Source organism: Microcoleus sp. AT8-B5 (assembly GCF_036705565.1).
Lineage (GTDB): Bacteria > Cyanobacteriota > Cyanobacteriia > Cyanobacteriales > Microcoleaceae > Microcoleus.
On record NZ_JAUBUY010000065.1, the window covers coordinates 1 to 23,859 of the forward strand.

The window sequence follows — 23,859 nt, forward strand, 5'->3', positions numbered from 1 at the left end:
GGGCGTCCCGCCCGTCCAAAAAGGACGGGCGGGACGCCCATCCCACAATAACAATTAAAATTGTAAGTTATTTAATTTGCGCTCCTCAATAACTTTAATTGCTAGCGAGCTTTCAGTAGGGTGCGTCAGCTAGTTAAATGGTGAAGTAGGAGCGAAAAACTGAGAACTGCTGACGCACGCTACAGTAATTTAATTAATTAGGTTCTCGGCCCGAAGCACTGAGCCTCTCGCGGGCAAAACTCTTCCAAATACTTAATTCGGGAAGTTTCCACGCCACACCTTCTTGTTGTTGGCCTTGTGTCGAGCAAGTCAGGCATTTTTGCCAGCAAGAAAGAGCTGCTGTTGTATCCCCTTTTGCTTCGAGAACTTGTGCTAGCAAGCAGTGTGCTACAGTATAGAATTTATCTAATTCAATTGCTTTTTCCAGGTGAGTCTCGGCGTCACTGTAAAGTTGCAGTCCTAGATAAGCCCATCCCAGATTTTTGTGGAGCGTGACTTGCACCATTTTGTCATTAACTTGTGGCAAAATGGAGAGAATTAGCTCTACCGCTACGTCAAAATTTTCGCTCAGAATTTCCAGTCGAGCTAAATTATTGACAGCAGCACCGGCAGCGCGACTGTTTTTATATTCTGCTGCTTTTTTGTAGTGCTGGCGAGCGTTGGACAAATCTTCGAGTTTTTCGTAGGTTGACCCTAAATTGTAGTTAGCTGCTGGCAGTTCTGGATTGTAGCGAAGGGTTTGTGTTAAATAACATTTTGCCGTCTGTAACTCACTCTCTAAGTATTTCTTGTAACCAATTTGATTCAGGTATTTAGCAATTAATTGATGGGTGACAAATCGCCTAGCCTGCGGGCTGACTGTCAGGCGTTCTTCCCTGGACTCGGTGAGGGCTTGCAGGAGCGATCGCTCAATTAGAATTTCTACAGCCCGTTTCAATTCTGATAAGTCTTCAGCAAATAGGAGACTGGATTGCAACTCGCTAAGGGTGGCGGGTTTATTGCTCGCCAAACAAGACAATACTTTTACTTCTAATTCATGAAAATCCTGAAATTTTTCCTCAAAATAATCTCGGACAATGCCCTCAATAACCGAGGGAGTTTTTTTGATGAGTTGTGCTAAATTGCCCGCTAACATATCTTGAGCGTGAGTGACGGCTATTTTTAAAAGGAGGGGATTGCCACCATATAGATAAATGAGTTCTGATAGCAAATTACTCTCTGAAATAGAAAATTTTGGGGCGGATAAAATGATTTGTTTGGCATCCTTTTCTGGTAATTCCCTCAGTTCTAAAGCTCGACAAGGTAAGGTTTCTTCTGCTACATTATAAATTTCTATAGGGTGAGTCCAACTGATGATAAGCAGGCAACTTCGGTGAGGGGTTTGTGCTATTTGTTGGAAGAGTTCCCGGTAACTTTCGTATCCGGGGCGGTAGTGTCCTGATAGCTTTCCGCTTTCAAGGATAGTTTCGACTTCATCGAAGACTAATAAACAGCGGGTTAAACGCAAATATTCTATTAATTGGGCGATGAGTGAGTTGCTGGGTTTTGGCAGGTCGATTTCTGAATAATGAGATAGGGATTGCAAGATGTCTGGCAAGAGTTTTTCAAGGGGACTAGAGGGGGCGATATTTCGCCAGATTATGGTTTGAAATTCCCCTTGAATTTGTTGTAGAGTTTGGGTAGCTAATGCTGTTTTGCCAATCCCTCCCATGCCACAAATTGTGACTACTGGACAACGGTTTGTTACTATCCATTTTTTGAGAGTTTCTATTTCGGAATTGCGTCCGTAAAAAGGTTCTTTAGCTGGGACTTCTCCCCAATCAATACGCGGTGAGAATTGAGGGATAGTTGTGTCTTGAAAGCGGGTATTCTCTACGGTTGGAGCAACTTCGCGGTCGCTTGTGGCATCGTGACGGTTAGTGGAAACTTGTTTCTGGTATTCAGTTACGAGAATTTGCTGGAGTTTGGCTAATTTTCCAGGCCCAGCACCTTGAACTTCAAATTTTTTATACACTTCTCCCAGGCGTTTTTGTAAGGCATCTTTGCGAACGCGAAGCTGGTCTGAAATATCAGACATGGATTCGCCTTTGATTGCTCTTGATAAGACTTCAAATTCGTTTTCGGAAATGCCAACTTTAGTGGCTAAAGTTATTAAAAAATCTTCGGGAAGTTTCATACTACGTTGAATACAGGTATTACAAAGCTGGCGGTTCTACTCAAAGATAGCTGGGAAAGGAGGGGGCGATCGCGCGAAATCAGCGAACACAGGAATTTTGGCAGTAGAAACAGAGGTTTCTGGGCTGTAACTTGATTATATGGGCTTTTTTCTCACTTATCACGCGATAAACGAGATAGACAACAGAAGAACTGAGGGGTGGGGCAAGCTAAGACTTCTGGGCTGTAACTTGATTATATGGGCTTTTTTCTCATTTAGAAGTAGGTAAAGGAGATAGACAACAGAATAATTGAGGGGCGATCGGCTGAAATTTGGAGCCATTTTTAGGTCGGGATACTTTATTTGTAAAGGTTTAGAGCTTGTTTAAGTTGTCGTTAGAGGGGCTAGAGCCTTGTGAAATCGACTTTTGAGTAGTTTTTCTCATTTAATGAGATTTTAGTGAGCATTAGCTTGACAAGCTAGAACTATGTTTGATACATTAATCTCAGTTAGGCGCGGTGGATGTTTCAGAAAGTCGGCGCAGCCGGAGAGCTTTCTGAGTTCAGCGAACCTGAATACAGTTTCCCCCTCAGCTTTGCATAATTTTTGGGTTTGACCCTGGTTAATCAGTGGAGGTCGAAACCAGATTTACCTGTGAAAACTGCTGGACTAAAACAACTGATGAGTATCGTTACTCGATTGGAGAGTAAAAGGCCATGTTTAGGTGCGTCAAGTTGATAACCGCTTTACCTACGATCGCGCTTCTGTCTGTTTTCAATCTGTTTCCGAGGGCGATCGCCCAAGAATATCCGGGGTGTTTTCAGTTGAATTCTGAAAGAAAACAGTATGAATCTCTCGATCGGCTTTGTCGATTTCCCAAACCACCTGAAAACCCGCGGAAGCCAGACCCTTTTAGGGTTCAGCTTGTGAATGGACTGGAGTTAACTGGATTAGCGATGGAAAATACAGGAACTCAGCGATTTCTTGTAGGGCGGTTGACCAACAAGCAAAGTAAGACGGCTAAAGTTCAGTCTATCAGCGTCCAATTTATCGATAAACGAGACGGAGCTGTAGTCGAATTTTTGACTGTTGGGCTTGGCGGTGTATTAACCCCCAATCAGGGTTATGAATTCAGGAGAATTATGGATAATGCTCTTCAACTAGGCGATCGTAGTAACAATGATTTGTCTATCAAGTTTTTGGAGTGGAAGGAGGTAAGAGACTAGAGACCAAACTTAAACACCTACCAAATACTTCAATAAATTAGTAAAAATTCATGAAATGAGTAAATAAATTTTTGGGCTTGTTTCATTGAATCCCTTTGTTAAAGAGAAGTCAAGGCAAAAAAACCAAATTCTCTGATTTTTAATTCCTCTATATAGAGACTAGGAGCAACATTATGGACGAGTTTGTTAGGAAAGCTGCTGGACTAGGATTGCCTGTAATTTTACTTCTAATTGTGATGGCAACTACAGGTTTTGCAGGAGCTGCCGCAATTACGACTGCTTTGGCAATGTTAGGTGGGCCAGCAGGAATGTTCGGTGGTATTGCCTTGCTGGGCATCATCGGTTTAGCGACAGAAATGTTATCTAAGTACGGTCTTGAAGCGCTGTTAATTGGAATCTACAGGCAGCGCATTCAAAATGGAGAATCTCATGCTGCAATTTGCCAAGAAATCCGCCAATTACCACTATCTGGAGATTTGAGGCGGAGACTTGGGGAAGAGTTTGGGTTTTAGTAAACATCAGATGAGCAATTTTATTTGTAAATTGCCCAATATATATCTCTGCTAAGTGCTTAGAGAATCAAATAGGAGGAACAGATGGAGAGCGAATTGATTGGAGAGGTTAGATTACGCAACTGCCACCTAGTCTACCGTGAAGGCTCAAACTATCGAGTAGATGTGATTAAGGCTCAAAGACCTACAATCGTATTTACAAAAAACATTACTTGTGAAGTAGTGGAGTATTTGTACAATCAACTCAAGGGACATCAAGTTAATAAAGATGAAGCAGCAGATGTCCTCAAACCCGTTGCCAGCAAGTTAGATTTACCTTACAGCTATGGGCATCAGCTTGCCTATTATACGCAGGAGGTTTTAGTGGTACTTGTGGCGATAGGGAGAGCAAGTTTGAGTCAACAAATAGGTCGAGGTTGTTGTTATACAATTCTTCGGACGTGCTAAACCCTAAAACGAGGCGATCTAATAGCTTTTCCGAACCGCCAATAGACAATAAATATGAAATCTAATCAACTCATCCAAATCAGCGGTACACCTGGTCAAATTGTGGGGATTGTTCCAGTTCAAAGTAATGGCACAATTACGGTTAAATTGGCCGGCGAAATGTTACAAATCAGCTCGGAATCTTTTTTCGGGTTAGAAACAAAAGAAGTGTTTATTCCGATTGAGGATGTTAGAGCGATTGAAACAGGAGAGGGTTGTACTTGGTGGCTGTTTTGGGTAGGAATTCCGACTCTCAGTATTTTTATCGGTGTTGTCTTTATTATTCTTGCCTTCATTGTCAAACAGCGCTATCTCACTATTTACAGTAGTCGGGTTAATGTGATAGTATTTCACAGGAAGGGAGAAAAAGTGGCTCAGTTTAGAACTGGTGTTTTAGAGGCTCGCTATTCTAAGTCTCTGGCGATCGCTAAACCGCCAATGCCACCACCGCCATCGCGTCCTTTGAATATTTGATTCAAGAGAGTAGATATCATATCAAATCCGCGCTTGATCGTCGGGCGTAAAATCGAGTCAACATTCAACACTCAAGCATCATTGAGTTTTGCGATCCAGAGTTAACAGTTAACAGTCAACAGTCAACTATTATGAGGAGTGCAACCGGAATTGATCTCATAATCCAAATCTCCTGAGTTTATGGTGCTCAGCAAAATAAAAATGCTCGTGGTGCGGGCCCCATATCCCGGATGAGGAAGACGCTTATATAGCAATCCTTGCAGGAGTCATAAATTTTTTAACCCCACCCCAACCCTCCCCTTGGTAAGGGGAGAGAGTAAGAAATTCACACAGGATTTAGGATTGCTATACTATCATTTCTACCACAAATCCAGGAGAGCCAATCTTTTATAAGAAACCGGATTTTTTAGGGTAAGTCTTATTTAAATTAACAAAACTACGGCTGCTGTTGCTAGCAGTAGCAGAATTCCGGCTGCACCGGCTAGGGGTTTTGCTGCTATTCCTGTAATCCATTCTGGTACGGTAGAAGTAGGTTTAATTGCGCCTTCTGTATCTACGGTAGTTATACCCCAAATCCAAGCTGCGTGAATGCCGATCGCCAATCCTAGACTGCCATTGTCGGCGATGCGGGCTAGTGTTAAAACCATCCCCATCAGCCACAATCCGGGCAGTTGCGGTAGAGTTTCTTTGGCTGCCCAAATTAGGTGGGCGATCGCGAAAATGAAACTGGCGATCGCTGCTGCGATTAGCATTGAGTAATCTTCCTGGAGTATCGTTTGCAAGCAGCCGCGAAAGATTAACTCTTCTGTGGCGCTAATCCACAGTGCTAATAACAGAGTCAGCAGACTAGCAGGGGTAAAAATTAAAGTCCACAAATTAATTTTTTCGCCTGTTTCGGTGGAAGTTTCGCTTTTTTTTAGCTCTATCCAGCCTGCGGTTAATTGCAGGCCGAATAAAATTACTAAGCTGATTATTCCTAATCCTAATCCCCGCATTAATGACATCAAAACTGCGGGTTGCCAATCCCAACCCCAGTTGACAAAAGATGTATTTTCGATCCAACTTGTCGCCCATAAAATGAAGGGGACAATCACGTAGAGGGAAGCTAGTAAAGGTAGTTTTTTGTTTCCCAAGGGTTGGGGCGGATGCCATTTAAGGGCGATCGCCAGCACAATCGCTGCGGGAAGCCACACAACCATCCAAGTCGAGAAAAAGAAGATTATTTTGACAATTGCTGGTATTGACGGCGACATCAATTGCAGGTTGTTTATACTATTCCACATTTAATAGGTTGCAACTATAATACTGTTGGCTGTTGACTGTTAACTGTTAACTAATGACTAATGACTAATGACTAATGACTACTGCCAACTGCCAACTGACTACTGCCAACTGCCAATTGACTACCGATCGAGCTTGCGCTGAATTTGCCTCAAAGATTGGTACATTTCCGGCAAGCGGTTGTAGACGGCTGCGGCTTTCAGAAATAGTTTGTGGGGAATTGCTGGAACACCCGTCACGATCGCACCTGCGGGCACGTCGCTGTGAATTCCGGCTTTAGCAGTGGCGATCGCCCCATCTCCGATTTTGGCTTGATTAGCAATTCCTACTTGACCTGCCAAAATTACATTGTTGCCAATTTTTACTCCGCCAGCCATGCCAACGTGAGCGGCAAACGCGCAATTTTTCCCGACTTGACAGCCATGACCTACCTGTACTAAATTGTCGATTTTTGTATTTTGGCCGATGCGGGTTTCTCCGACAGCGGGCCTATCGATCGTGCTGTTGCAGCCAACCTCAACGCCCTCTTCTAATACAGTGCAGCCAGACTGCTCCATTTTCACCCATCCTGTGGCTGTCGGCACGAACCCAAAACCTTCGGAACCGATCGCCGCACCGCTGTGAATCACGCAATTTGCCCCGATGCGAGTACGTTCGTGAATGACACAATTAGCGTGTAAAACAGTGCCTGCGCCTATTTCCGCATCTGGGTAAATTACAACATTTGGATGAATGCAAACGTTGCTGCCAATTTTGACTTTTGCTTGAATAACGACGTGGGGGCCGATATAGACATTTTCACCAATTTCTGCTGAGGGGTGAACGACGGCTGAGGGATGAATTTCGGATGCTGGGCGAAACGGTTGATAGAAAATGGCGATCGTTTCAGCAAATAACAATCGCGGATCTGCCGCGGCAATCCAAGCAATGTTGCGATCGTCACATTGAGCTTGGAGGCTTTCATCTAAGGGTAAAATTAAAGCCGAAGCATTTGTAGTGGCTGTATGAACGGCAAATTTAGCACCTTCTATATAACTGATTGTACCCGATGGAGCTTCATCAACTGGGGCAGGGCCAGTAATTTCCGGATCGGTAGCAACCGACGCTGTGAGGGTGCGACTGGTGGCTAAATTAAGTCTTCGTACTATGTAGCTAAACTTCATCTATAAAAATTTGTTGTTAGCACAGATGGATCATAGTTAAAATTACCAGCTTTGGAGCACGATCTGAGCAGTTGCCATTTAAAAAACAAAAACCCCGGTTTCTTGAAGAAGTCGGGGTTGTAGCGATCGATTATTTTTGGAAAAATTATTTTACAGAAACTGCATCTACGTCAACGGTGCTGCCTTTGGCTTCAGAATAAGGGGCACCGGTGGCTTCGGATGCTGAAGCTGTCTCTGTTTGGCGGGATTTAAAGTAGTCGATCGCCATTTGCGACACTTCGGAAATCAGCAAGACTGCAATTGCCACGTCGTCAATTTGTCCGATGACGGGGAGAAAGTCTGGGGCTATGTCGATCGGGCTTACCAGATATGCCAGGGTTCCCAGAATAATCCACCAGCGGTACTTGGGGTTGCGGAGGGTGTCGCGATACCAGTTGTAAACAGATTGTATAGAAAAGCTCATGGGGTTGTCCTCTACTTATATTTTCAATCTTGACAAATTCTCGCTCGAAATGCTTGTGGAGATATCCCCCCTAGGGTTGGCAAGAGACTTCTACCTGGGAGTATAGGGAATTGGGGCGGGAGAAGGTGTCAATCGATTTTAGATTTTAGATTTTAGATTTTAGATTTTAGAATTGAAGCATTGACTTGCGCGAGATAAATTCGGGGCTCCTTTATCGGATACAGGTTTTTTATTTCTGGACGGATGAATGCGGGGGCTTGTATCCTGGATGCTTTCGGTCAAGCTGTGTGGGAAGGGCGGGGACTCGTGACAACGCCCCTACAGAAACCTGACTGATAAAAGCCGATGGAATTTATCTGTGTTTATCTGCTGTTTAAAAGCATCTTCATCTATTATATCATGTCCGATCGATCGCGCATAATACACAGGCCGGGGCGGGTTTTTGAGATTGTCGGTTTTTGGCAAATATTATTGGTGAACCCGCCCCTACAGCAATCATGGTAATCGACCGGACATGATATTAGTTGTATATCGTGATTAAAGCAAGTTACTCAAATTGGGATTTTTAACCGCAGATGTCAGCAGATAAACACAGATAAACACAGATAAACGCTGATGGGATTCATTTGTGTTTATCTGCTGTTTAAAAACATCTTCATCTCTCTCACTCACGAATTTTGAAATATCCATTTTTGGTCGCCGATCGCAATTTCGCAGCCATTTGGCAGCCAAAAAGGCTCGTTAGCAGCCAGCCTCTGCCCCCCTACAAAAGTGCCGTTGGAACTGCCGCTATCGACAAGCTGATACCGCTGTTTGCCAAGTTCGTCAGTGGCCCGGCGGATTTGAGCGTGATAGCGCGAACTTTGCGGATCTTGTAATACTAAAGTGTTGGTTGGTTCGCGTCCAATTGTAAAGGGATTGGCCGTTAGGGCGATCGCCTCTCCAGAAAGTTTGTAGATTAAATATGCGGTTGTTTTGCGATCGCTGCTTGCGAGTACCGTCGGTGCAAGTTGGGGAGGATTTCTCCCAGCAGGAAGGCTGTTTTGAGCAAGTTGTTCTGTCAGTTGTTGTAAATCGCGATCGAACCCTGCTGCTGTGTCGGAAGCTGGAAGACTCGCAGGAGAATTACCTGAAATTAAGTTTAACTGCTGTACGGGAGATTGAGGAACAATCGGACGGCCTGCTTCGGCAATTCTCATTTGCAGGGCTGCGGCATTTTCTGCTTCCTGTCGGGCACTCATTCCCTCAACTTGGCGAATAACTCCGTTGGTTTCGGGAAAGCTGACATCGCCAATTCGCACGTCTTCTAAGTTAAAACCTAGAGTATAAAAATCTTGGACGCGATCGAGCAAATTTTGGCGCAGCAACAGCCGTCCTTGACTAATAAGCTGTTGTAGGGGTATTTGCCCGATCGCTAATCCCATACAATCCTTAACTGCACTTGCTAAAACAGCTAGAGGATCGGACAATTCCAAAGCTACTCGTTTCGGATCTATAACTTGATAAATAACAGTCAGAGTGGCATCAATTAAAAACCGATCCTTAGACAAAAAATCTCCGTGCGACTGTACATCCAAATTGCGGAGTTTGGTGTCTACGATGACAATTTGACACTGTTCCAGCAGGGGAAGGGCGAAGCTGAAATGCCGCCCGGATTTCAGGGTACGCACGGCGCGGCCGTTTTTGACCAACAAACCCGTGTAACCCGCCCCTATAAAGTCCATACTAAACCCGGCCCAGCGTTCTGGAGTCACGGTTTGAATCAGGGGAGAAGCGTTGTTCATGGGAGGGAGTTGAGGGAGGGGAGATTCTATTTTTAGGGTAACAAATTGCTGGGGGCGAGCGATCGGGCGGTGTGCCGGTTCCGCAACCTCTATTCTATACTTCTGGACTCCCCCCGATTCAGGCCGGACTGGATCTAGTTTGCATCTACTTGATGGTGAGGGCGATCGAAATACTGTCCGTAGGGTGCGTCAGATCCTTCAAACCTGTTGAAATCGAAAGAATTAATGTCTAAGGCATCCTACAATTTGGTTTAACGATGACTAAAGGTGAGTAATTTATTGGCTATACTTAAGGCATCATGCTAGGAGCGTAAGTCAGATGAACACGATCGCGATCGCCCTTTCAGATGAGCGCCTCCTGAAGTTACAAAAACTCGCCAACGACTTGAATGTATCGATAGAAGAGTTAGTTTTAATAGGCATCGAAAACTTACTCGCACAGCCAGAAAGTCTTTCACCCAATACTGCTCAAAATCTTCTCAATAAAAATGCTAAAATTCCCCCTGATATAGTTGACAAGTTTTATGCAATAGCTTCGGATTGGGAGAAAGATGTTGCTGGACTTTCTTCAACTGCCCAAATGTCTCAGCATTCTGTCTATCAGGAAATTATTAGTATGGGAATACAAATCGTGCCACTGTTGCTATCGGAACTGAAAAAAAATCCCCTTTACTGGTTATCGGCGTTGAGTGCAATTACGGGTGAAAATCCCTTTAAACCAGAACAAAAGGGAAGGGTAAAACAGATGGCATCAGTTTGGATAGATTGGGGGAGAAATCAAGGCTACGCGATTGAAGAGAATGTATAGAATACCAGAATTTGTTTGAACTTAAGTAGCCCAATTTGTATCGCACGGATTATCAAGTTACCAGCCCTAAATCTCAAGAATATAACTGCTTTGCATGGGCTGCTGAGGAAGACGATCGTTGGTGGCAACCGATACCGAGAAAGCAATTTTATTGGCCTGACGGTGTGCCGCAAGAGGAGACTCTAGAAGCGTATATTCAGGCTTATCAAACGCTGGGATGTGAAATTTGTAAGGGCGATCGCGACAAAATAGTAAAATAAGCTTAACAATTGAAAAGTGAAACTTAGGTTATGTTAAAGTGTAATCAACAAGACCGTTTTTGTACCCTAACGCACGGGAATCAGTGCCATGTCCATTTCCAAACCTGAAAAGCCACAGTATTTAAAACCGATTAATCCCCCCGATCGGCAAATGCGAGCGATCGCCTACAGTTTAGATACTTTAATTCCAGGGTTCTACATTTGGCTGGGTGCCATCAAAATTAGGATTGGGGGTAGCGAACCCGAAGAAAACTATCCGGGGACTATTCACAGTCCCATTGGCATTGCTTTAGTATTCCCTGGCTACCACATCTACAGCACTTATCAAGGTAGCTATGACCCTGCGAATAACTATTTAGGGTAAAGCGGAGTTAGGATGGCACCAAGAGATGCTCAAATAATTAAACATGATCGATGACGAATTACGACAACAAATTTCAGAAATAGCTAGTAAATTTAAGCTGTTTGAATGTAATGCTTGCGCTTTAAGCGTCCAAGAGTTTTTAATTACCAGGGGTATTTCGGGGAAAAAACTAAAAATTTACACTGGCAGTGCCAAGGGAAAATATGGTAATATTTACCATGATGACCTAGGACAAAATATTGCTACAAATGGACGGCATGAAGCTATTGCAGTTAAAATAAATGGGGAGGAACTAATTTTTGATAATATCCACAATGAAGGAATTCCTAAACAAGAGTGGTTGGGAAAATTTTATTGTTTGGCGATCGAGCTGGGCGGTAATTTTGAGATTGCGGAAATTGAATTTTAGCTGAAAGGAGATGAAACAATGTTAGATTTGTATGATTTGCTAGAAAAAATTAAGCAAAGATCGTCTTTATACTTGGGGAAGCGATCGCTCAGTCATCTCCATGTTTTTATAGACGGCTATACCTTTGCGCGCCGTCAACTTGGCATCCCTGTAACAGAACAAGAAACAAAGTTTGAGGAGTTTCAAGAATGGATAGAAAATCGATTTAACCAAGCAGATAGTCAATCTTGGAGTCGGATTATTCTTTTTTATTCTGAGGATGAAGCAGATGCACTGAAGCGCTTTTTTGATTTATTTGAAGAATTCTTGAATAGTGAACAGTTACCAAAAATTGATAAAACCAATAATTCCGAAATGTCTGATGAGTTGAGTGTTGTAGGTGTAAATGGTTGAGTCTCATATTGATAGGGATAGTAAAAGTGCGATCGCACTTTCGGACAATAAGGGCGATCGTACTTTCGGAAAAAGAAACAATTGCGCTACACTCAAAGCATTATGAGACAGCTTTGAGGTATTGCGTTACAGGCTTCAAATCGATATCATCGTTATCAGTCAGTATTTTGAATAGATGACGCGGGATGCCGGCTGCAATCAAAGCTTCTAGATCGCGATCGAGCTTTGAGAAGTCTTCATAGATACCCACAAACTGACTTACACAAGCTAAAGATGAATCTTTCGGGTCATTGACTCCCGTGTATTTGTACTGAATATCAAAACCTGCTTTTTCGCCAATTTCTTCGATATCCCAGTCTACAAGATTAATATCTATCGCTTCAACGGCTAGGGCAATATGACCGGGCGGTATGGGGTCAAGAGGCTCGCAGCACCAGCCCTCAGAATGATTCCATACACTTTGACCAAGAGATTCTCGAATTTTCATGTCTTTTCCCTCACTGAAAGTAGCAGCGAAACCAGGCTTTGCCTTCAGGGCGAACATCTGCAAGAGACCGTTCATATTCAGTTGCTAGCTGTTGGCATTTCTTTTTCGCTTCTTTTAGGTTATACGCTTGTACGGGTTCGTTGATGGGATTGCCAAGCTCTTCTTTTTCCCGTTCTGGATCTCTCACTCCTCCCCCTTTTTGCTGCTTTTGCTGGATGAGGGGGCTTGCTGAGCCTGGAACCACATCTCTATCGCCTCTTCCAGCCCTTCTCCTATATTTAGCTGCTTCAGAGTACACGCAGCTTTAAACTGAAGTCCTAGTTCTTTTCGGACATCTCCCGATAGCTGTATGTAATTTGGGTCGTGTCGCTTCGCTGGCACTTCTGTACTTTTTCCCATTTAGGCTTCCTGCAATTTTTATATTCTCACGATCGTACACCTGTTCTGCTGATATGTTATCATGTTAACAAGTTGAATATGTGCGCGAGTAAATAAAATAAGGGCGATCACTTTTGGGATAGGTGGATGGAAAAGATCGATCGTACTTTGGGATTCGGCATGAGAAAGGCGATCGAGCTTTGACAAGTCCTCATAAATGCCGGCTTGCCTGACTTACGCAAGCTAAACAGGCTTTTCATTCTCCTGTGAACTAAATGCAGAAAGCGATCGCCCATTGATAGAGTTTCAGTGCTACACTAAAATTACAGCATTGTTCGGTGGCAATTCCGTGATACCTGCACGAGGAAAATATATGGTAACTACGCTCGAAATTGACAAAACTCTCCTTCAAGAAGCCCTTGATTTGAGTAACCATCCAACACCTACTACATTAATAGAAGCAGCTTTACGCGAGTACATTCAACGTCGCAAACAACTAAAAGTAATGGAATTGTTTGGTACTATTGACTACGATGAAGATTATAACTACAAGCAACAGCGACAAACTTTATGAATGTTCTTGTTGATAGTTCCGTTTGGTCGTTGGCATTGCGGCGCAACACAACAAATGATGCGCTCTCTATTGTTAATGTACTGCGTGATTTGATTGCAGATGGACGAGTTGTTTTACTGGGGGCAATTCGTCAGGAGGTGCTTTCTGGGGTACGCTACAAGGAACAGTTTGCTCGATTGCGAGAGTATCTTCGTGCTTTTCCTGATTTAGAGCTAACAACTGAAGATTATGAGTTAGCCGCAGAGTTTTTCAATACCTGTCGCAGTAATGGCGTTCAGGGTTCAAATACTGATTTTCTGTTATGTGCCGTTGCTCATCGTCGCGGTTACAGCATTTTCACTACTGATAAAGATTTTGAGAATTTCCGATCGCACATTCCTGTCGTATTACTATCAGGGTGATTTCTCAGTTTATATCTTAACTTAGGAATGCCGATCGCACTTTGGGATTGGAGATGTCCGAGGGACGATCGCACTTTAGGAAAAAGAACAATTGCGCTACACCCAAGACATGATCAGACTGCTTTGAGCTATTGCGCTACAGGCTTCAAATCGATGTCATCGTTGGAAGTCAGTATTTTATATAAATGACAGGGGATGCCCGCTGCAATCAAAGTTTCCAGAGCGCGATCAAGCTTTGACCAGTCCTCATCAATGCCGACTTGGCTGGCTTACGCAAAATAGTTCTATAGGCTCTTACCTTGATCTTCTCGAATTTTCATGTATTTTCCCTCACTGAAAGTATCAGCGAAACATGGACTTGGGATCGGAGACGAGAGATCGCTATTTGAGAAAAAAGGGCGATCGCTCTTTGGGTTATTTCGGAAATAAGGGAGTGAGTGCAGCTCAATTTATCTTCGATGCACTATTTAGCTTATAATCTAATGATGAGCAATCGCTATATAACTTGATGTCATTAGTTCAAAATACTGAGTCTGGCCAATACTACGTCGGCAAAAGCGAAAAGATTCTGAGAAGTCCTGCCCTCAGCCAGCACTGTGGCAAGGTGCAGCTTATCATGACATCCCCACCTTTTCCACTTAACAGCAAAAAGAGCTACGGCAACATGATGGGTGATAAATACCTCCAGTGGTTTTCTAGTTTAGCTCCAATCTTTGCAGAAATGTTAGCCGATGATGGTTCTATTGTTATTGAACTCGGTAATAGCTGGGAGCCAGGACGTCCTGTCCAATCTCTGCTACCTTTGCAATCTCTATTAGGCTTCGTATCTCATAAGGAAACAGAACTTCGCCTTATTCAAGAGTTTGTCTGTTACAACCCGTCTCGACTTCCCTCACCAGCACACTGGGTCACAGTGAAACGAATTAGAACCGTAGATAGCTATACTCGCCTCTGGTGGATGGCCAAGAGTGATTCACCAAAAGCAGACAATTCTAAAGTTTTGCGTCCTTACAGCGAGCGGATGAAATATCTACTTTCTACAGGTAGATATAACGCCGGAAAAAGACCTTCTCAGCATAAGATCGGCGAAACAAGCTTTCTTAAGGACTGCGGAGGTTCCATCGCTCACAACTTATTTGAATTAGATCCGATGGATTCTGAACGGGAGGTTCGCCTACCTAAGAATGCTTTTTCCTTTTCAAACAGCATTTCTACTGATTTCCTTTCACGAACTTGTAAGGAAAGAGGCATTACTCCTCATCCTGCTCGAATGCCAATGGGTCTAGCTGCTTTTTTCATTGAATTTCTGACAGAACCAGGAGATTTAGTTCTAGATCCTTTTGCTGGAAGCAATACCACTGGATATATTGCCGCCAGACTAGATCGTAAATGGATAGCGATAGATGTAGAGGAAAAATATGTAGAACAGTCAAAAATTCGTTTTGAAGATCCTGCCCTTAAAAACAAACCTGAATAACACTATGAGTATCATCACAAAACTGACACAATCCAACTTTTTTAAACGTAAGCCAGACGGAAATTGGGAGACCGGAATCTTTGTTGGTCGCCCTTTTAGACTTAGCTATAGTAAAGCAGAAATTTTATTAGCTGACGCTTGGAAGCAAAACGCTAAAGGTATTCCTCAAGGCTGCTTTCTTCTTGCTTACTATGACAACGAACTGGATGACAATAATAATACTGAAGCTATTTTACTCCGAGTCATTCAGCCAGCTAAACTGCCAACCGATCAGGACGTTATTAGCAGTATGGTGGAGTATTACAAAGATGATATTAAAACAGGTACGAATAAACGCTCTCAGCTAGATACATTCACCCGTTACGAATTCTCTTTTAGTGGATTAGAATGTTCGGTTCTAGGCTCTTTTTACACTGATGAAAATAGGAGAACTCGTTTTGGGGCTGACTTAGAGAATTTCTATAGTGCCCATAATTATTCGGTGATTAAACCCTCATCTGATATCTTAAAAGCAATTGTCAACTATCGAGAAAACGGAACTGCTGGAGGATCTGGAGATATCAAGATTGGAAAAGTACGTTACAGTTCCAGTCGCCGATTTCAGCAAACTGAAGAAGAAATCCCTGTCTATGTTCAAGCTCCAGACTTTGCTGGAAAGAGAACTGCCCTTTTTGGTATGACTCGAACAGGTAAATCAAACACAGTTAAAAAGATTATCCAAGCCTGTGTTGAGATGAGCAATAATGCTCAACTGATACTAGACAAAAGCAAGGAAACTCCAGAAGAAGTTCTTAAACCTCTGACTGACGATAACAACCCCAAGTATCCAATGGGACAGCTAATCTTTGATATAAATGGTGAGTATGCTAACCCGAATCTACAGGATCGGGGAACTGCAATCTTTGATTTATACAAAGATCAGACGATTCGATACTCCACTGTACCCAAGCCGGGTTTCTTAGAAATGAAGGTAAACTTTTATCGGGAAATTGAAAACGGCTTCGAGCTGATAAAAGCCTACCCAAATATTGCAGATGATACATCTCGTTTTGTGACAAATTTCAAATCAGTAGAGCTGATCAAACCTGAAGACTATAATACTAACCACTCAGCTAAAGCGCGTTACGATCGCCAAGTTGCCGTCTATCTCTGTTGCCTATACCGGGCAGGTTTTGATCTGCCCGCCAACTTTCCTCCAATACGTTTCACTGCCAATCAAGATGTTCGTAACGCTGTTCAGGAAGCTGTTGACCCAAGTAGAGGAATAACCATTGAGAATGCTGCTAACTGGTGGACTAACTTTTGGGATATTTACGATGAAGATTCGAGTGGTGTTTTTACCAAATACAGACAGGAAAAAGGACATGAATGGGCTGATGAAGACCTCAAATCCTTATTAGTAATGCTTACTAGAAAAAGCAACTCTGGTAGAAATGCTAACTGTGCGGGATTCCGTATTCTCAATCCTATTCGTGAGCAACATACCAGCACGGTTCAAGATCCATTTGACCAAGATATTCTCAATAAACTGCGACAAGGACAGATTATCATCGTTGATCTTTCTCTTGGCAATCCTGAAATTCAGGCAATGTTCAGCGAGCGAATCTGTCAACGTATTTTTACTGATGCTATTAGCCGTTTTACTAACACCCAGCCCAATAACTTCATTCAGTTTTACTTTGAAGAAGCTCATAATCTCTTCCCCAAAAAAGATGATAAAGATTTGTCACAAATATATAACAGGCTAGCAAAGGAAGGAGCTAAACTAAACCTCGGTCTAATCTATGCAACTCAGGAGGTAAGCTCTATCAGTAGTAACATCCTCAAAGCTACTCAAAACTGGTTTATCTCTCATTTGAACAATGAAGATGAAATTAAGGAACTACGCAAATACTACGACTTTAGTGACTTCACTGAGAGTCTAATCCGCTTTAGCCAAGACACAGATAAGGGTTTTGTCCGCATGAAAACCTACAGTAACTCTTTTGTTATTCCAGTTCAGATCGATCGCTTCCCCCCTGAAAAATAACTTACCTGATACTAATCTCACACAATTATGGGATATCCAAGTAAAAACAATCGACGACCTTTTGAAGGTGCAAGTAAGGCTTCGCATCATCATATCATTAACGATGCAGAAGTACAAGCTGTAATGGATCGCCTTTATAAGCCTGAAAAAGATGATGATCTTCTGCTCACAGATTTTACTGTAGATTTTGACCCTTCTGAAAATAATCCTGTAGAGGCAATTATTGCTGTAGATGGCGGTTACAGTGAGGTTATTCTCGACAAGGGATTTCCTTCACGTACCATACACTTTCTACAGTTCGGTGCTCTCTTTTTTAAGCTGGACGATCTTGCTAAAATTGATGCAGCAGCCTTTATTGCACCAGAAGATATGGCCAAGCTGAGAAATATTGAACGATTAAAATTAGCTCTGCCAACCAGAAATCTTCGCTTTAAGGATGAAAATACTCTCCAAGGTACTGTTCTTAAAGCTATCTTTGAGTTTTTTAGCAAAAATAATTTAGGAGAAAGGCATAGCTTAATAGATACTCTAGCCTGGTTTATATTCCGTCGCTATAAGCAAGGACAGAAAACCGAAAAAGATAAGAGATGGAATTTGGCAACTAACCCGTTAAGTCAAGACGGAAATCAAGTTGTTTTGTCAGAGATAGATATGGACAAAAGTTATACATTTCCATGTCCCGAAACAGGAGGAAGAATTCATTTAACTGATATCTTTAGGCTTCATGAAGTGATTGAAGAGGAAACAGGAGCCGCTGGGATTTTAGGTTATTTGTTGAATGTTATCGAACATATAATTATCATTCATCTGATTCGTCAATTGTTGAATATTCAACCAGAAATGCTAAAGAAAGTCCTGTTCATCAAAGATGGATCGACTGGATTTTTTGGTCAAACAGCTCTACTACATGACCCGATGAATGATTTGGCTAATTGGCTTTTCGATAAGCACAATATTTTATTAGCTGGGTTAGAAAAAAGTGGTGCTTTTGTCGATCATGCCCAAGAAATTCAGAGCAAGTTAGAGCCGGGACAAGCACTTATTCTAACTGACGATTACATCTATCGATACATTTTGCCAGGTACAGGAGATCCTAGCCGAGCTTATGCTTCTACAAGCAACTACGGACATAAAGTCATTTTTAAGACAAGAGGAGGACAAATGTATGTTGTTTCGATGCCTGTGCGGGAACTGAAGAAAACACCGATCGCTGCTGATTTGCCCAACTTGCAGGTAATATTGAAAAACGTCGAAGCTCTACACTGCGATATGTATGATTCAGCTCTTTTCCCTGTAGCTCTTGTCAACAAACTGGTTAGTCTTTCGGATCACCCCAGTCAGCGAATTCTTCAGAAGTTCGCCAATCAGACTGTTAACAAGTAAATCTAGTACGAAATGGAAACTAAATATGGATGGACACCCAAGAGGATAGAAAAACTTAAGGGTGACATCTTGAAAGCCGATCGCGCGCACGAACAGGATGATGACAATGCGTAAATACATTGTTTTTAGATCCGAAGGGCGGCGACAGGGAAGCCTACGAACGTTAGCTAGAATCTCAAAAAGACCCGCAAGCTGCTGAGGTATAGCGAGGTAAATTTAAGGGCGATCGCTATTCCATAGACTTGCGAAAATCAAGCTTAGGGCGATCGCCTACAATAGAATCAACACCCCTCATCTCAAACACCATGCAAATTGTTTTGCCACCTGAAGCCGAAGTCCTCATACAGCGCCAACTCACCAGCGGCAAATACAACAGCGCGATCGACGTTATCCTTGCAGCCATTCAACTACTCGAACAACAGCAAGACATTTATCAAGGACGACTGCAAGAACTCCAACGAGACGCACAGATTGGCCAGCAAGCATCCCAACGCGGTGAAGTCGTAGACGGTGCAGCCGCAATGGCACAAATTCGAGCTAATTTGCGATCGCGCTACAGTTCAAAAGAAACATGAGTCCAAAATTTCGCCTCACCCAACCCGCAATTCAAGACATTGAGCAAATTGCAGACTACATCGCTAGTCGATCAGGACTCGATCGAGCAGATCGCTTTTTAAGCAATCTTGACGCTAAATTCGCCAAAATTGCTCAATTTCCCAATATTGGACGACAAAGAGACGAAATTTTACCCTTGCTTCGCAGTCTCTCCATAGACAACTATCTCATCCTCTATATGCCGATCGGACAAGATGTAGAAATCTTTCGAGTTGTCAGTGGTTATCGAGATTTATCCGCCCTCTTCGCCGATGCTGATGATTGAATTTAACTAAACAACGATCGCCCTTTCATTCACCTGACCAAAAAAGCCGCACACTCAACATGAGAAGTCTGAGGAAAGAAATCCGCCGGCTGCACTCGCGCTAACTTATAATCCCCATTTTCGCACAAAATCTTCAGGTCGCGAGCCAAAGTAGCCGGCTTGCAGCTAACATAAACAATACGATTTGGTTTAATTTCCTTGATAGCTTCCAAAACCGCGCGATCGCACCCTTTCCTCGGCGGATCTAGCAGCACAATATCCGGTGTCAATCCCAAGGAAGGCAGCAAACTCTCTACAGTTCCCACCTGAAAATCGACATTTCTCACGTCATTTAACTCAGCATTTAATTTGGCTTGTTCGATCGCCGCCGGTTGCACTTCTAAACCTATCGCTATTTTTACTTGTTTTGCCAAGGGTAAAGTAAAAGTACCAATTCCGCAGTAAGCGTCAATCAAAACCTCATTTCCCTGCAAATTCAATTCCCCTACCATCACCTCTAACAGCGCTTCAGCAGCCTCTGTATTTACCTGGAAAAAAGTATCGGCTCTGAGCTGAAAATTCATCCCAGCAAATCTTTCTCGCAGATAAGAACGACCCGCAATGCAGCGAGTTTCTGCACCAAAAATCACATTAGTTTGATCGGGATTTATATTCAAACAAACCCCTACCAGTTGAGGATATTGTTTCAGCCACTCGGATGCTTGCACTTCGAGTCCCGGCAACTCTCCAGTGCGAACTATTAAAGTTAGCAGCATCTCGCCGGTGCGCCGTCCAATCCGCAAGGATAAGTGACGCAATTCTCCTGTATGTTTCTTTTCGTCGTAGACTTGCCAATCCCGCCAGTGGATGTCTTCTTTGACTTCTTTTAACAAAGGATTGAGGCGCGGATCTTGCACCGGACACTGATTGAGATTGACTAATTTGTGGGTGCTTTTTTGATAGTAACCTGCTTGGACTTGACCTGTTGCAGATATTGCCACGGGATAAGTCGCTTTGTTGCGGTATCCCAAAAATTGAGGAAATCCCTCGATTTTTCCAGTTAAAATTTCATCAACTTGCAGATTGCTAAACCCGCCAATCCGTTCTAAGGCTTGAATGATTTGATTTTGCTTAGCTGCAAGCTGATATTGATAGTCTACGTGCTGCCACTGACAGCCGCCGCACTTGTCGGCGACAATGCAGTTAGCTCGGATGCGGTGTTCGGAGGTTTCGAGAAGTGTGTCCAGCTTGCCTGTAGCATAGGTGGATTTGACTTGGACGAGGCGCACAAGGACTCGATCGCCCGTCACGGTATCGGGCACAAACACTACTAACTCACCAAAACGACCAACTCCGTCGCCGGTGTCTGTCAAGTCGGTAATCTCTATCTCAATCAGTTGACCTTGCTGGCAAGGGTTTGCCAATTTCGTCGAGTTTGGGGTGGGGAATTTAGATTTGGTCACAAGTAGTCGTGGTAGGATTTAATATGGTAATGCAATATCGCTCTCTCTTTCCTGAGATAAGTCGTAGCGAAGAAGCGGGGCGTAAGCCGTCGCACTCAAGCTCAATTGCAGGCTGTCTTCCTGCTGCTGAACGTCTTGCTGCTAAAGCCAAGCTTCAACCGGGGAGTCGAGCTTGCCGCGAGTTGCCTCGATCCCGTCGGTGCGATATGCTGTTGGGGCGATGTAGCAAAAACTCGTTAAACAGTCCAACTGTCTGCTGACATCCAAACTCTCACTCGCAATTTTTGAGTTTTTCCCGCAGTACCCTGGAACACAAGGAAACTGGCTTGAACATCAAGCATAACGCTTGGGGAGATTTACCCTCTACTTCTAGGATTGATAAATGTTAGGAGCAAGGCAAGTCTGCGAACCAAGAATCCCGTCGCTAAAAGATGGGAATGTTTATTAATGTTATCCTCAAATTTGAATAACAATGAGCGTAGTTAGCCAATTTATTCTCCAAGCCGACGACGAACTTCGTTATCCCAGTACCGGCGAACTCCAAAGTATCAATGATTTCTTTAAAACCGGAGAACAGCGGGTGCGTATTGCTACTGCGCTGTCTGACAGTGAGAAGAAAATTGTTGAAGAAGCTAGTAAAAAACTCTGGAAAAAACGACCTGATTTTATCTCTCCTGGGGGCAATGCTTACGGCCAACGCGAACGGGCTTTGTGTCTGCGCGACTACGGCTGGTACTTGCGCCTGATTACCTACGGTATCTTGGCGGGTGACAAGGAGCCGATCGAAAGCATCGGTTTGATTGGCGTTCGGGAAATGTATAATTCTCTGGGCGTTCCTGTTCCTGGCATGGTCGAAGCTATCCGCTGTTTGAAGGAAGCTTCTTTGGCTTTGCTCAATCAGGATGATGCTAAGGAAGCAGCTCCTTATTTTGATTATATTGCTCAGGCAATGTCTTAATTGCTTTGGCGATCGCTTTCATGAATGTGGCGGAGCATTCGCGGGTGATTTTTGGGGTGATTCGATCTCGCAATTGCTCGCAAATGTTTCGCTTCTGTTTTGGGCAAGGAAATCTGCCTAATTTCTGCTAGGAAGCAATGCAGTTTGAGCTTTCCCAGATTTCGAGAATGTCTTGTCTTTCAATGCACATTTGATTTAAAAAGTCAAGTGTTTTTGGGAGACATTGTTTTTTGAATTTCCGGCTGTCGTAGTGAATAGATGTTTTGAGCTGCGAGAGTTCTCCAAGAGTGGGGCAGGTTTGGATGTGATGGGCGATCGCATTTTGCCATTCTTCCAGCTTCCGGTAGCTGAGAAATTGTCCGCCTCTGTCCCGCCGGTGCACGAAAACCACGAAAGCCCAGGATTCGACTCGCTTAATTTGATTTTGGCTGATTTTGAGCAGTTGGGCGATGGCTACGCCCCGGCTTACGCCTACGACCTGACGGTGATGCGGAGCTTTTTCGAGGGTTGGATGCGGCGAAACAGTGGTGTCATGGCTGTATACTCAGGGGTTGAGAGGCAAGTTCGGTTTAGAGTCAATTACATATTACTATATCAGACTCTTATTGCACAAGTGCAATGAAATTAATTTAAACTTCTTCAGCTCAGATGTTGCTCGTGCAACCCTCAATCATTGATGCTGTGCTAGTTTGAGAGTTAACGTAGGTGGGAAAAATGTCAGGACTCTCTAACAAAGCTGTGGTAGACAAAGAGCAGGAATTGCGTCCCGTTCGCTTCACTGAAACGGGGCGGATGCGTTTGGGGAAGATTTTAAAAGCAGCAAGACAGACAACAGGCTGGTCTGTCAGCGAAACAGAGTTCAAAACCAAGGGATATGAAGAGGCGCTGTTCACAGCTACAAATCAACCCGTACCCAAAGATGTGGGTATCAGTGCCGCAACAGTCAACCGTTACGAACGTGGGAAGCTGGATAATTTGGATTGGCGATCGCTCTCTCTGTTATGCTTTGTCCTCAAGCCGATCGATCCGGTGACTGGGGAAGCCCTGGAACCGACAAATGCGCTTTACATCGCGTGCGAACATCCGCCGTACAATGACGCGAAGCTCTACGAGTAGTTGATTTTTGATGTCTGATTAAAGAAAATTAGTTAGATTGGGAGTTTTTAACCGCAGAGGGCGCAGAGGGCGCAGAGTTAGAGAAGAGAGAGATTAATCATTCTGATACCCACGGATTTGATATTACGCATCGCCCTTTTGTTTAGCAATTAAAGCTTTAGCTTGCTGCCACAGAGATTCTAACTCTTCTGGGGCATAATCTGACAAAGGTCGATCGCACGCAGCCTCTACCTTCGCAAACCGCTGCACGAAACGATCGTTTGTTCCTTGCAAAGCAGCCGACGGATCTAAATCGTACCAGCGAGCTAATTGAATCAACACAAACATAATATCTCCCAATTCTGACTGCTGCGCTGCCTGATCCTCGTGTTTGAGAGCGTGCTCAAATTCTGCCATTTCTTCGTGAAATTTATCCCAAACGCCGTCTACACTGTCCCAATCAAAACTCACTTCCGCAGCTTTTTGGGAGATTTTCATCCCGGCGGCTATTGGCGGCAAAGTGCTGGCATAACGGCTCATTTTCGAGGCTAAAGTTGGCGGCTTTTCCGATGTTGTGCCTTTTTCTGCTGCTTTGATTTTTTCCCAGTTTTCGTTGACTTCATCGACGCTGTTGATTTCGACATCGCCAAAGACGTGGGGATGTCGCCGAATTAGTTTTTCTGTAATGCCCGCAGCTATTTCGGCGAAGGTAAACTGATTGGATTCGCTGGCAATTTGAGCTTGCAGAATTACCTGTAACAGTAAGTCGCCCAATTCTTCGACGATCGCATCTTTATCTCCTTTGCGAATCGCATCGGCGGTTTCATAAGCTTCTTCGATTATGTGAGGAATTAGAGTTTGGGGAGTTTGAGCTAAATCCCAAGGACATCCGCCGTCGGGCGATCGCAATTTAGCTACAACTTCTATAAGTTCTTCGAGTGCTGTGAGCGATCGATTGTGGGAATTAGACATCGGAA

The 23,859-nt window shown here is 43.6% G+C and carries 30 protein-coding genes; 19 read left to right on the forward strand and 11 right to left on the reverse strand.

What is annotated here, in order from left to right; genetic code table 11:
• Window positions 1-193: 193 nt before the first annotated feature.
• Window positions 194-2,176: an NB-ARC domain-containing protein gene (locus QUB39_RS27380; RefSeq protein WP_333485203.1), complete on the reverse strand. Its 1,983-nt coding sequence runs from the start codon at window positions 2,174-2,176 to the stop codon at window positions 194-196.
• 695 nt (window positions 2,177-2,871) lie between these two features.
• On the opposite strand from QUB39_RS27380, the gene QUB39_RS27385 reads away from it, so the two are divergent.
• From QUB39_RS27385 to QUB39_RS27400, 4 genes are all read left to right on the forward strand, one after another.
• Window positions 2,872-3,381, forward strand: coding sequence for a hypothetical protein (locus QUB39_RS27385; RefSeq protein WP_333052369.1), 510 nt, complete (start codon window positions 2,872-2,874; stop codon window positions 3,379-3,381).
• Window positions 3,382-3,554: 173 nt separating this feature from the next.
• Window positions 3,555-3,893, forward strand: a complete 339-nt coding sequence (locus tag QUB39_RS27390; RefSeq protein ID WP_333154976.1) for a hypothetical protein — start codon at window positions 3,555-3,557, stop codon at window positions 3,891-3,893.
• 84 nt (window positions 3,894-3,977) lie between these two features.
• Window positions 3,978-4,340: a hypothetical protein gene (locus QUB39_RS27395; protein ID WP_333212429.1), complete on the forward strand. Its 363-nt coding sequence runs from the start codon at window positions 3,978-3,980 to the stop codon at window positions 4,338-4,340.
• 54 nt (window positions 4,341-4,394) lie between these two features.
• Complete coding sequence (locus QUB39_RS27400) at window positions 4,395-4,853, forward strand: hypothetical protein (RefSeq protein WP_333052364.1); 459 nt, start codon at window positions 4,395-4,397, stop codon at window positions 4,851-4,853.
• 422 nt (window positions 4,854-5,275) lie between these two features.
• Here the strand turns inward: QUB39_RS27400 and QUB39_RS27405 are convergent, their stop codons facing one another.
• The 4 genes from QUB39_RS27405 to QUB39_RS27420 form a co-directional block, all read right to left on the reverse strand.
• Window positions 5,276-6,136, reverse strand: coding sequence for a CPBP family glutamic-type intramembrane protease (locus QUB39_RS27405; protein WP_333315192.1), 861 nt, complete (start codon window positions 6,134-6,136; stop codon window positions 5,276-5,278).
• A 120-nt stretch (window positions 6,137-6,256) separates the two neighbouring features.
• Window positions 6,257-7,297 carry a UDP-3-O-(3-hydroxymyristoyl)glucosamine N-acyltransferase gene (lpxD, locus tag QUB39_RS27410; protein WP_333052358.1) on the reverse strand — a complete coding sequence of 347 codons (1,041 nt, stop codon included), beginning with the start codon at window positions 7,295-7,297 and terminating at the stop codon, window positions 6,257-6,259.
• A 145-nt stretch (window positions 7,298-7,442) separates the two neighbouring features.
• The gene (locus tag QUB39_RS27415) at window positions 7,443-7,760 is read right to left on the reverse strand and encodes a YkvA family protein (RefSeq protein WP_333052356.1); all 318 of its coding nucleotides are present in this window, start codon (window positions 7,758-7,760) and stop codon (window positions 7,443-7,445) included.
• Window positions 7,761-8,428: 668 nt separating this feature from the next.
• On the reverse strand, window positions 8,429-9,544 hold the full coding sequence (locus QUB39_RS27420) for an SPFH domain-containing protein (protein ID WP_333274671.1): 1,116 nt from the start codon (window positions 9,542-9,544) through the stop codon (window positions 8,429-8,431).
• Window positions 9,545-9,863: 319 nt separating this feature from the next.
• Here QUB39_RS27420 and QUB39_RS27425 point away from each other — a divergent pair, with 319 nt between their 5' ends.
• From QUB39_RS27425 to QUB39_RS27445, 5 genes are all read left to right on the forward strand, one after another.
• Complete coding sequence (locus tag QUB39_RS27425; protein WP_333263903.1) at window positions 9,864-10,352, forward strand: hypothetical protein; 489 nt, start codon at window positions 9,864-9,866, stop codon at window positions 10,350-10,352.
• Between the two features lie 35 nt (window positions 10,353-10,387).
• A complete protein-coding gene (locus QUB39_RS27430) occupies window positions 10,388-10,612 on the forward strand; it encodes a DUF7689 domain-containing protein (protein WP_333263906.1) in 225 nt (74 codons plus the stop codon).
• Window positions 10,613-10,700: 88 nt separating this feature from the next.
• Window positions 10,701-10,976 (forward strand): hypothetical protein, encoded by a 276-nt coding sequence (locus QUB39_RS27435; protein ID WP_333263908.1) that lies wholly within the window; start codon window positions 10,701-10,703, stop codon window positions 10,974-10,976.
• Between the two features lie 43 nt (window positions 10,977-11,019).
• Window positions 11,020-11,385: a papain fold toxin domain-containing protein gene (locus QUB39_RS27440; RefSeq protein ID WP_333263911.1), complete on the forward strand. Its 366-nt coding sequence runs from the start codon at window positions 11,020-11,022 to the stop codon at window positions 11,383-11,385.
• A gap of 18 nt (window positions 11,386-11,403) precedes the next feature.
• Window positions 11,404-11,778: a hypothetical protein gene (locus QUB39_RS27445; RefSeq protein ID WP_333263914.1), complete on the forward strand. Its 375-nt coding sequence runs from the start codon at window positions 11,404-11,406 to the stop codon at window positions 11,776-11,778.
• 100 nt (window positions 11,779-11,878) lie between these two features.
• On the opposite strand, the gene QUB39_RS27450 is transcribed toward QUB39_RS27445, so the two are convergent.
• From QUB39_RS27450 to QUB39_RS27460, 3 genes are read right to left on the reverse strand one after another with little or no spacing between them, the layout of a single operon-like run.
• Window positions 11,879-12,265, reverse strand: coding sequence for a hypothetical protein (locus QUB39_RS27450; protein WP_333263917.1), 387 nt, complete (start codon window positions 12,263-12,265; stop codon window positions 11,879-11,881).
• A 10-nt stretch (window positions 12,266-12,275) separates the two neighbouring features.
• Complete coding sequence (locus QUB39_RS27455; RefSeq protein ID WP_190738037.1) at window positions 12,276-12,452, reverse strand: hypothetical protein; 177 nt, start codon at window positions 12,450-12,452, stop codon at window positions 12,276-12,278.
• Window positions 12,449-12,664, reverse strand: coding sequence for a hypothetical protein (locus tag QUB39_RS27460; protein WP_333231373.1), 216 nt, complete (start codon window positions 12,662-12,664; stop codon window positions 12,449-12,451). The genes QUB39_RS27455 and QUB39_RS27460 overlap by 4 nt, the downstream gene beginning before the upstream one ends.
• 352 nt (window positions 12,665-13,016) lie before the next feature.
• Between QUB39_RS27460 and QUB39_RS27465 the strand changes: the two genes are divergently transcribed.
• The 7 genes from QUB39_RS27465 (at window position 13,017) to QUB39_RS27495 (ending at window position 19,387) form a co-directional block, all read left to right on the forward strand.
• A complete protein-coding gene (locus QUB39_RS27465) occupies window positions 13,017-13,217 on the forward strand; it encodes a type II toxin-antitoxin system VapB family antitoxin (RefSeq protein ID WP_333033791.1) in 201 nt (66 codons plus the stop codon).
• Window positions 13,214-13,618 (forward strand): type II toxin-antitoxin system VapC family toxin, encoded by a 405-nt coding sequence (gene vapC, locus QUB39_RS27470; RefSeq protein ID WP_333263920.1) that lies wholly within the window; start codon window positions 13,214-13,216, stop codon window positions 13,616-13,618. The genes QUB39_RS27465 and vapC overlap by 4 nt, the downstream gene beginning before the upstream one ends.
• A gap of 508 nt (window positions 13,619-14,126) precedes the next feature.
• Window positions 14,127-15,095 carry a site-specific DNA-methyltransferase gene (locus QUB39_RS27475; RefSeq protein ID WP_333263923.1) on the forward strand — a complete coding sequence of 323 codons (969 nt, stop codon included), beginning with the start codon at window positions 14,127-14,129 and terminating at the stop codon, window positions 15,093-15,095.
• A gap of 4 nt (window positions 15,096-15,099) precedes the next feature.
• On the forward strand, window positions 15,100-17,124 hold the full coding sequence (locus QUB39_RS27480) for a helicase HerA domain-containing protein (protein ID WP_333263926.1): 2,025 nt from the start codon (window positions 15,100-15,102) through the stop codon (window positions 17,122-17,124).
• A gap of 27 nt (window positions 17,125-17,151) precedes the next feature.
• Window positions 17,152-18,507, forward strand: a complete 1,356-nt coding sequence (locus tag QUB39_RS27485) for a hypothetical protein (protein WP_333263929.1) — start codon at window positions 17,152-17,154, stop codon at window positions 18,505-18,507.
• 305 nt (window positions 18,508-18,812) lie between these two features.
• Complete coding sequence (locus QUB39_RS27490; RefSeq protein ID WP_333298355.1) at window positions 18,813-19,082, forward strand: type II toxin-antitoxin system ParD family antitoxin; 270 nt, start codon at window positions 18,813-18,815, stop codon at window positions 19,080-19,082.
• Window positions 19,079-19,387: a type II toxin-antitoxin system RelE/ParE family toxin gene (locus tag QUB39_RS27495; protein WP_333263935.1), complete on the forward strand. Its 309-nt coding sequence runs from the start codon at window positions 19,079-19,081 to the stop codon at window positions 19,385-19,387. The genes QUB39_RS27490 and QUB39_RS27495 overlap by 4 nt, the downstream gene beginning before the upstream one ends.
• A 29-nt stretch (window positions 19,388-19,416) precedes the next feature.
• Here the strand turns inward: QUB39_RS27495 and rlmD are convergent, their stop codons facing one another.
• Together rlmD and QUB39_RS27505 are read right to left on the reverse strand one after the other, a co-directional pair.
• On the reverse strand, window positions 19,417-20,829 hold the full coding sequence (gene rlmD / locus QUB39_RS27500; RefSeq protein WP_333212439.1) for a 23S rRNA (uracil(1939)-C(5))-methyltransferase RlmD: 1,413 nt from the start codon (window positions 20,827-20,829) through the stop codon (window positions 19,417-19,419).
• Window positions 20,830-20,970: 141 nt separating this feature from the next.
• A complete protein-coding gene (locus QUB39_RS27505; protein ID WP_333274661.1) occupies window positions 20,971-21,096 on the reverse strand; it encodes a hypothetical protein in 126 nt (41 codons plus the stop codon).
• A gap of 205 nt (window positions 21,097-21,301) precedes the next feature.
• On the opposite strand from QUB39_RS27505, the gene QUB39_RS27510 reads away from it, so the two are divergent.
• From QUB39_RS27510 to QUB39_RS27520, 3 genes are all read left to right on the forward strand, one after another.
• Complete coding sequence (locus QUB39_RS27510) at window positions 21,302-21,787, forward strand: allophycocyanin subunit alpha-B (RefSeq protein ID WP_293336342.1); 486 nt, start codon at window positions 21,302-21,304, stop codon at window positions 21,785-21,787.
• A gap of 250 nt (window positions 21,788-22,037) precedes the next feature.
• Entirely contained in the window at window positions 22,038-22,409 is a 372-nt protein-coding gene (locus QUB39_RS27515; protein WP_333052333.1) for a hypothetical protein, read from the forward strand.
• Window positions 22,410-22,501: 92 nt separating this feature from the next.
• Window positions 22,502-22,903 (forward strand): helix-turn-helix domain-containing protein, encoded by a 402-nt coding sequence (locus tag QUB39_RS27520; RefSeq protein WP_172192721.1) that lies wholly within the window; start codon window positions 22,502-22,504, stop codon window positions 22,901-22,903.
• 123 nt (window positions 22,904-23,026) lie between these two features.
• Here QUB39_RS27520 and mazG read toward each other — a convergent pair whose 3' ends face one another.
• Entirely contained in the window at window positions 23,027-23,854 is an 828-nt protein-coding gene (gene mazG, locus QUB39_RS27525; protein ID WP_333212442.1) for a nucleoside triphosphate pyrophosphohydrolase, read from the reverse strand.
• Between the last annotated feature and the right edge of the window lie 5 nt (window positions 23,855-23,859).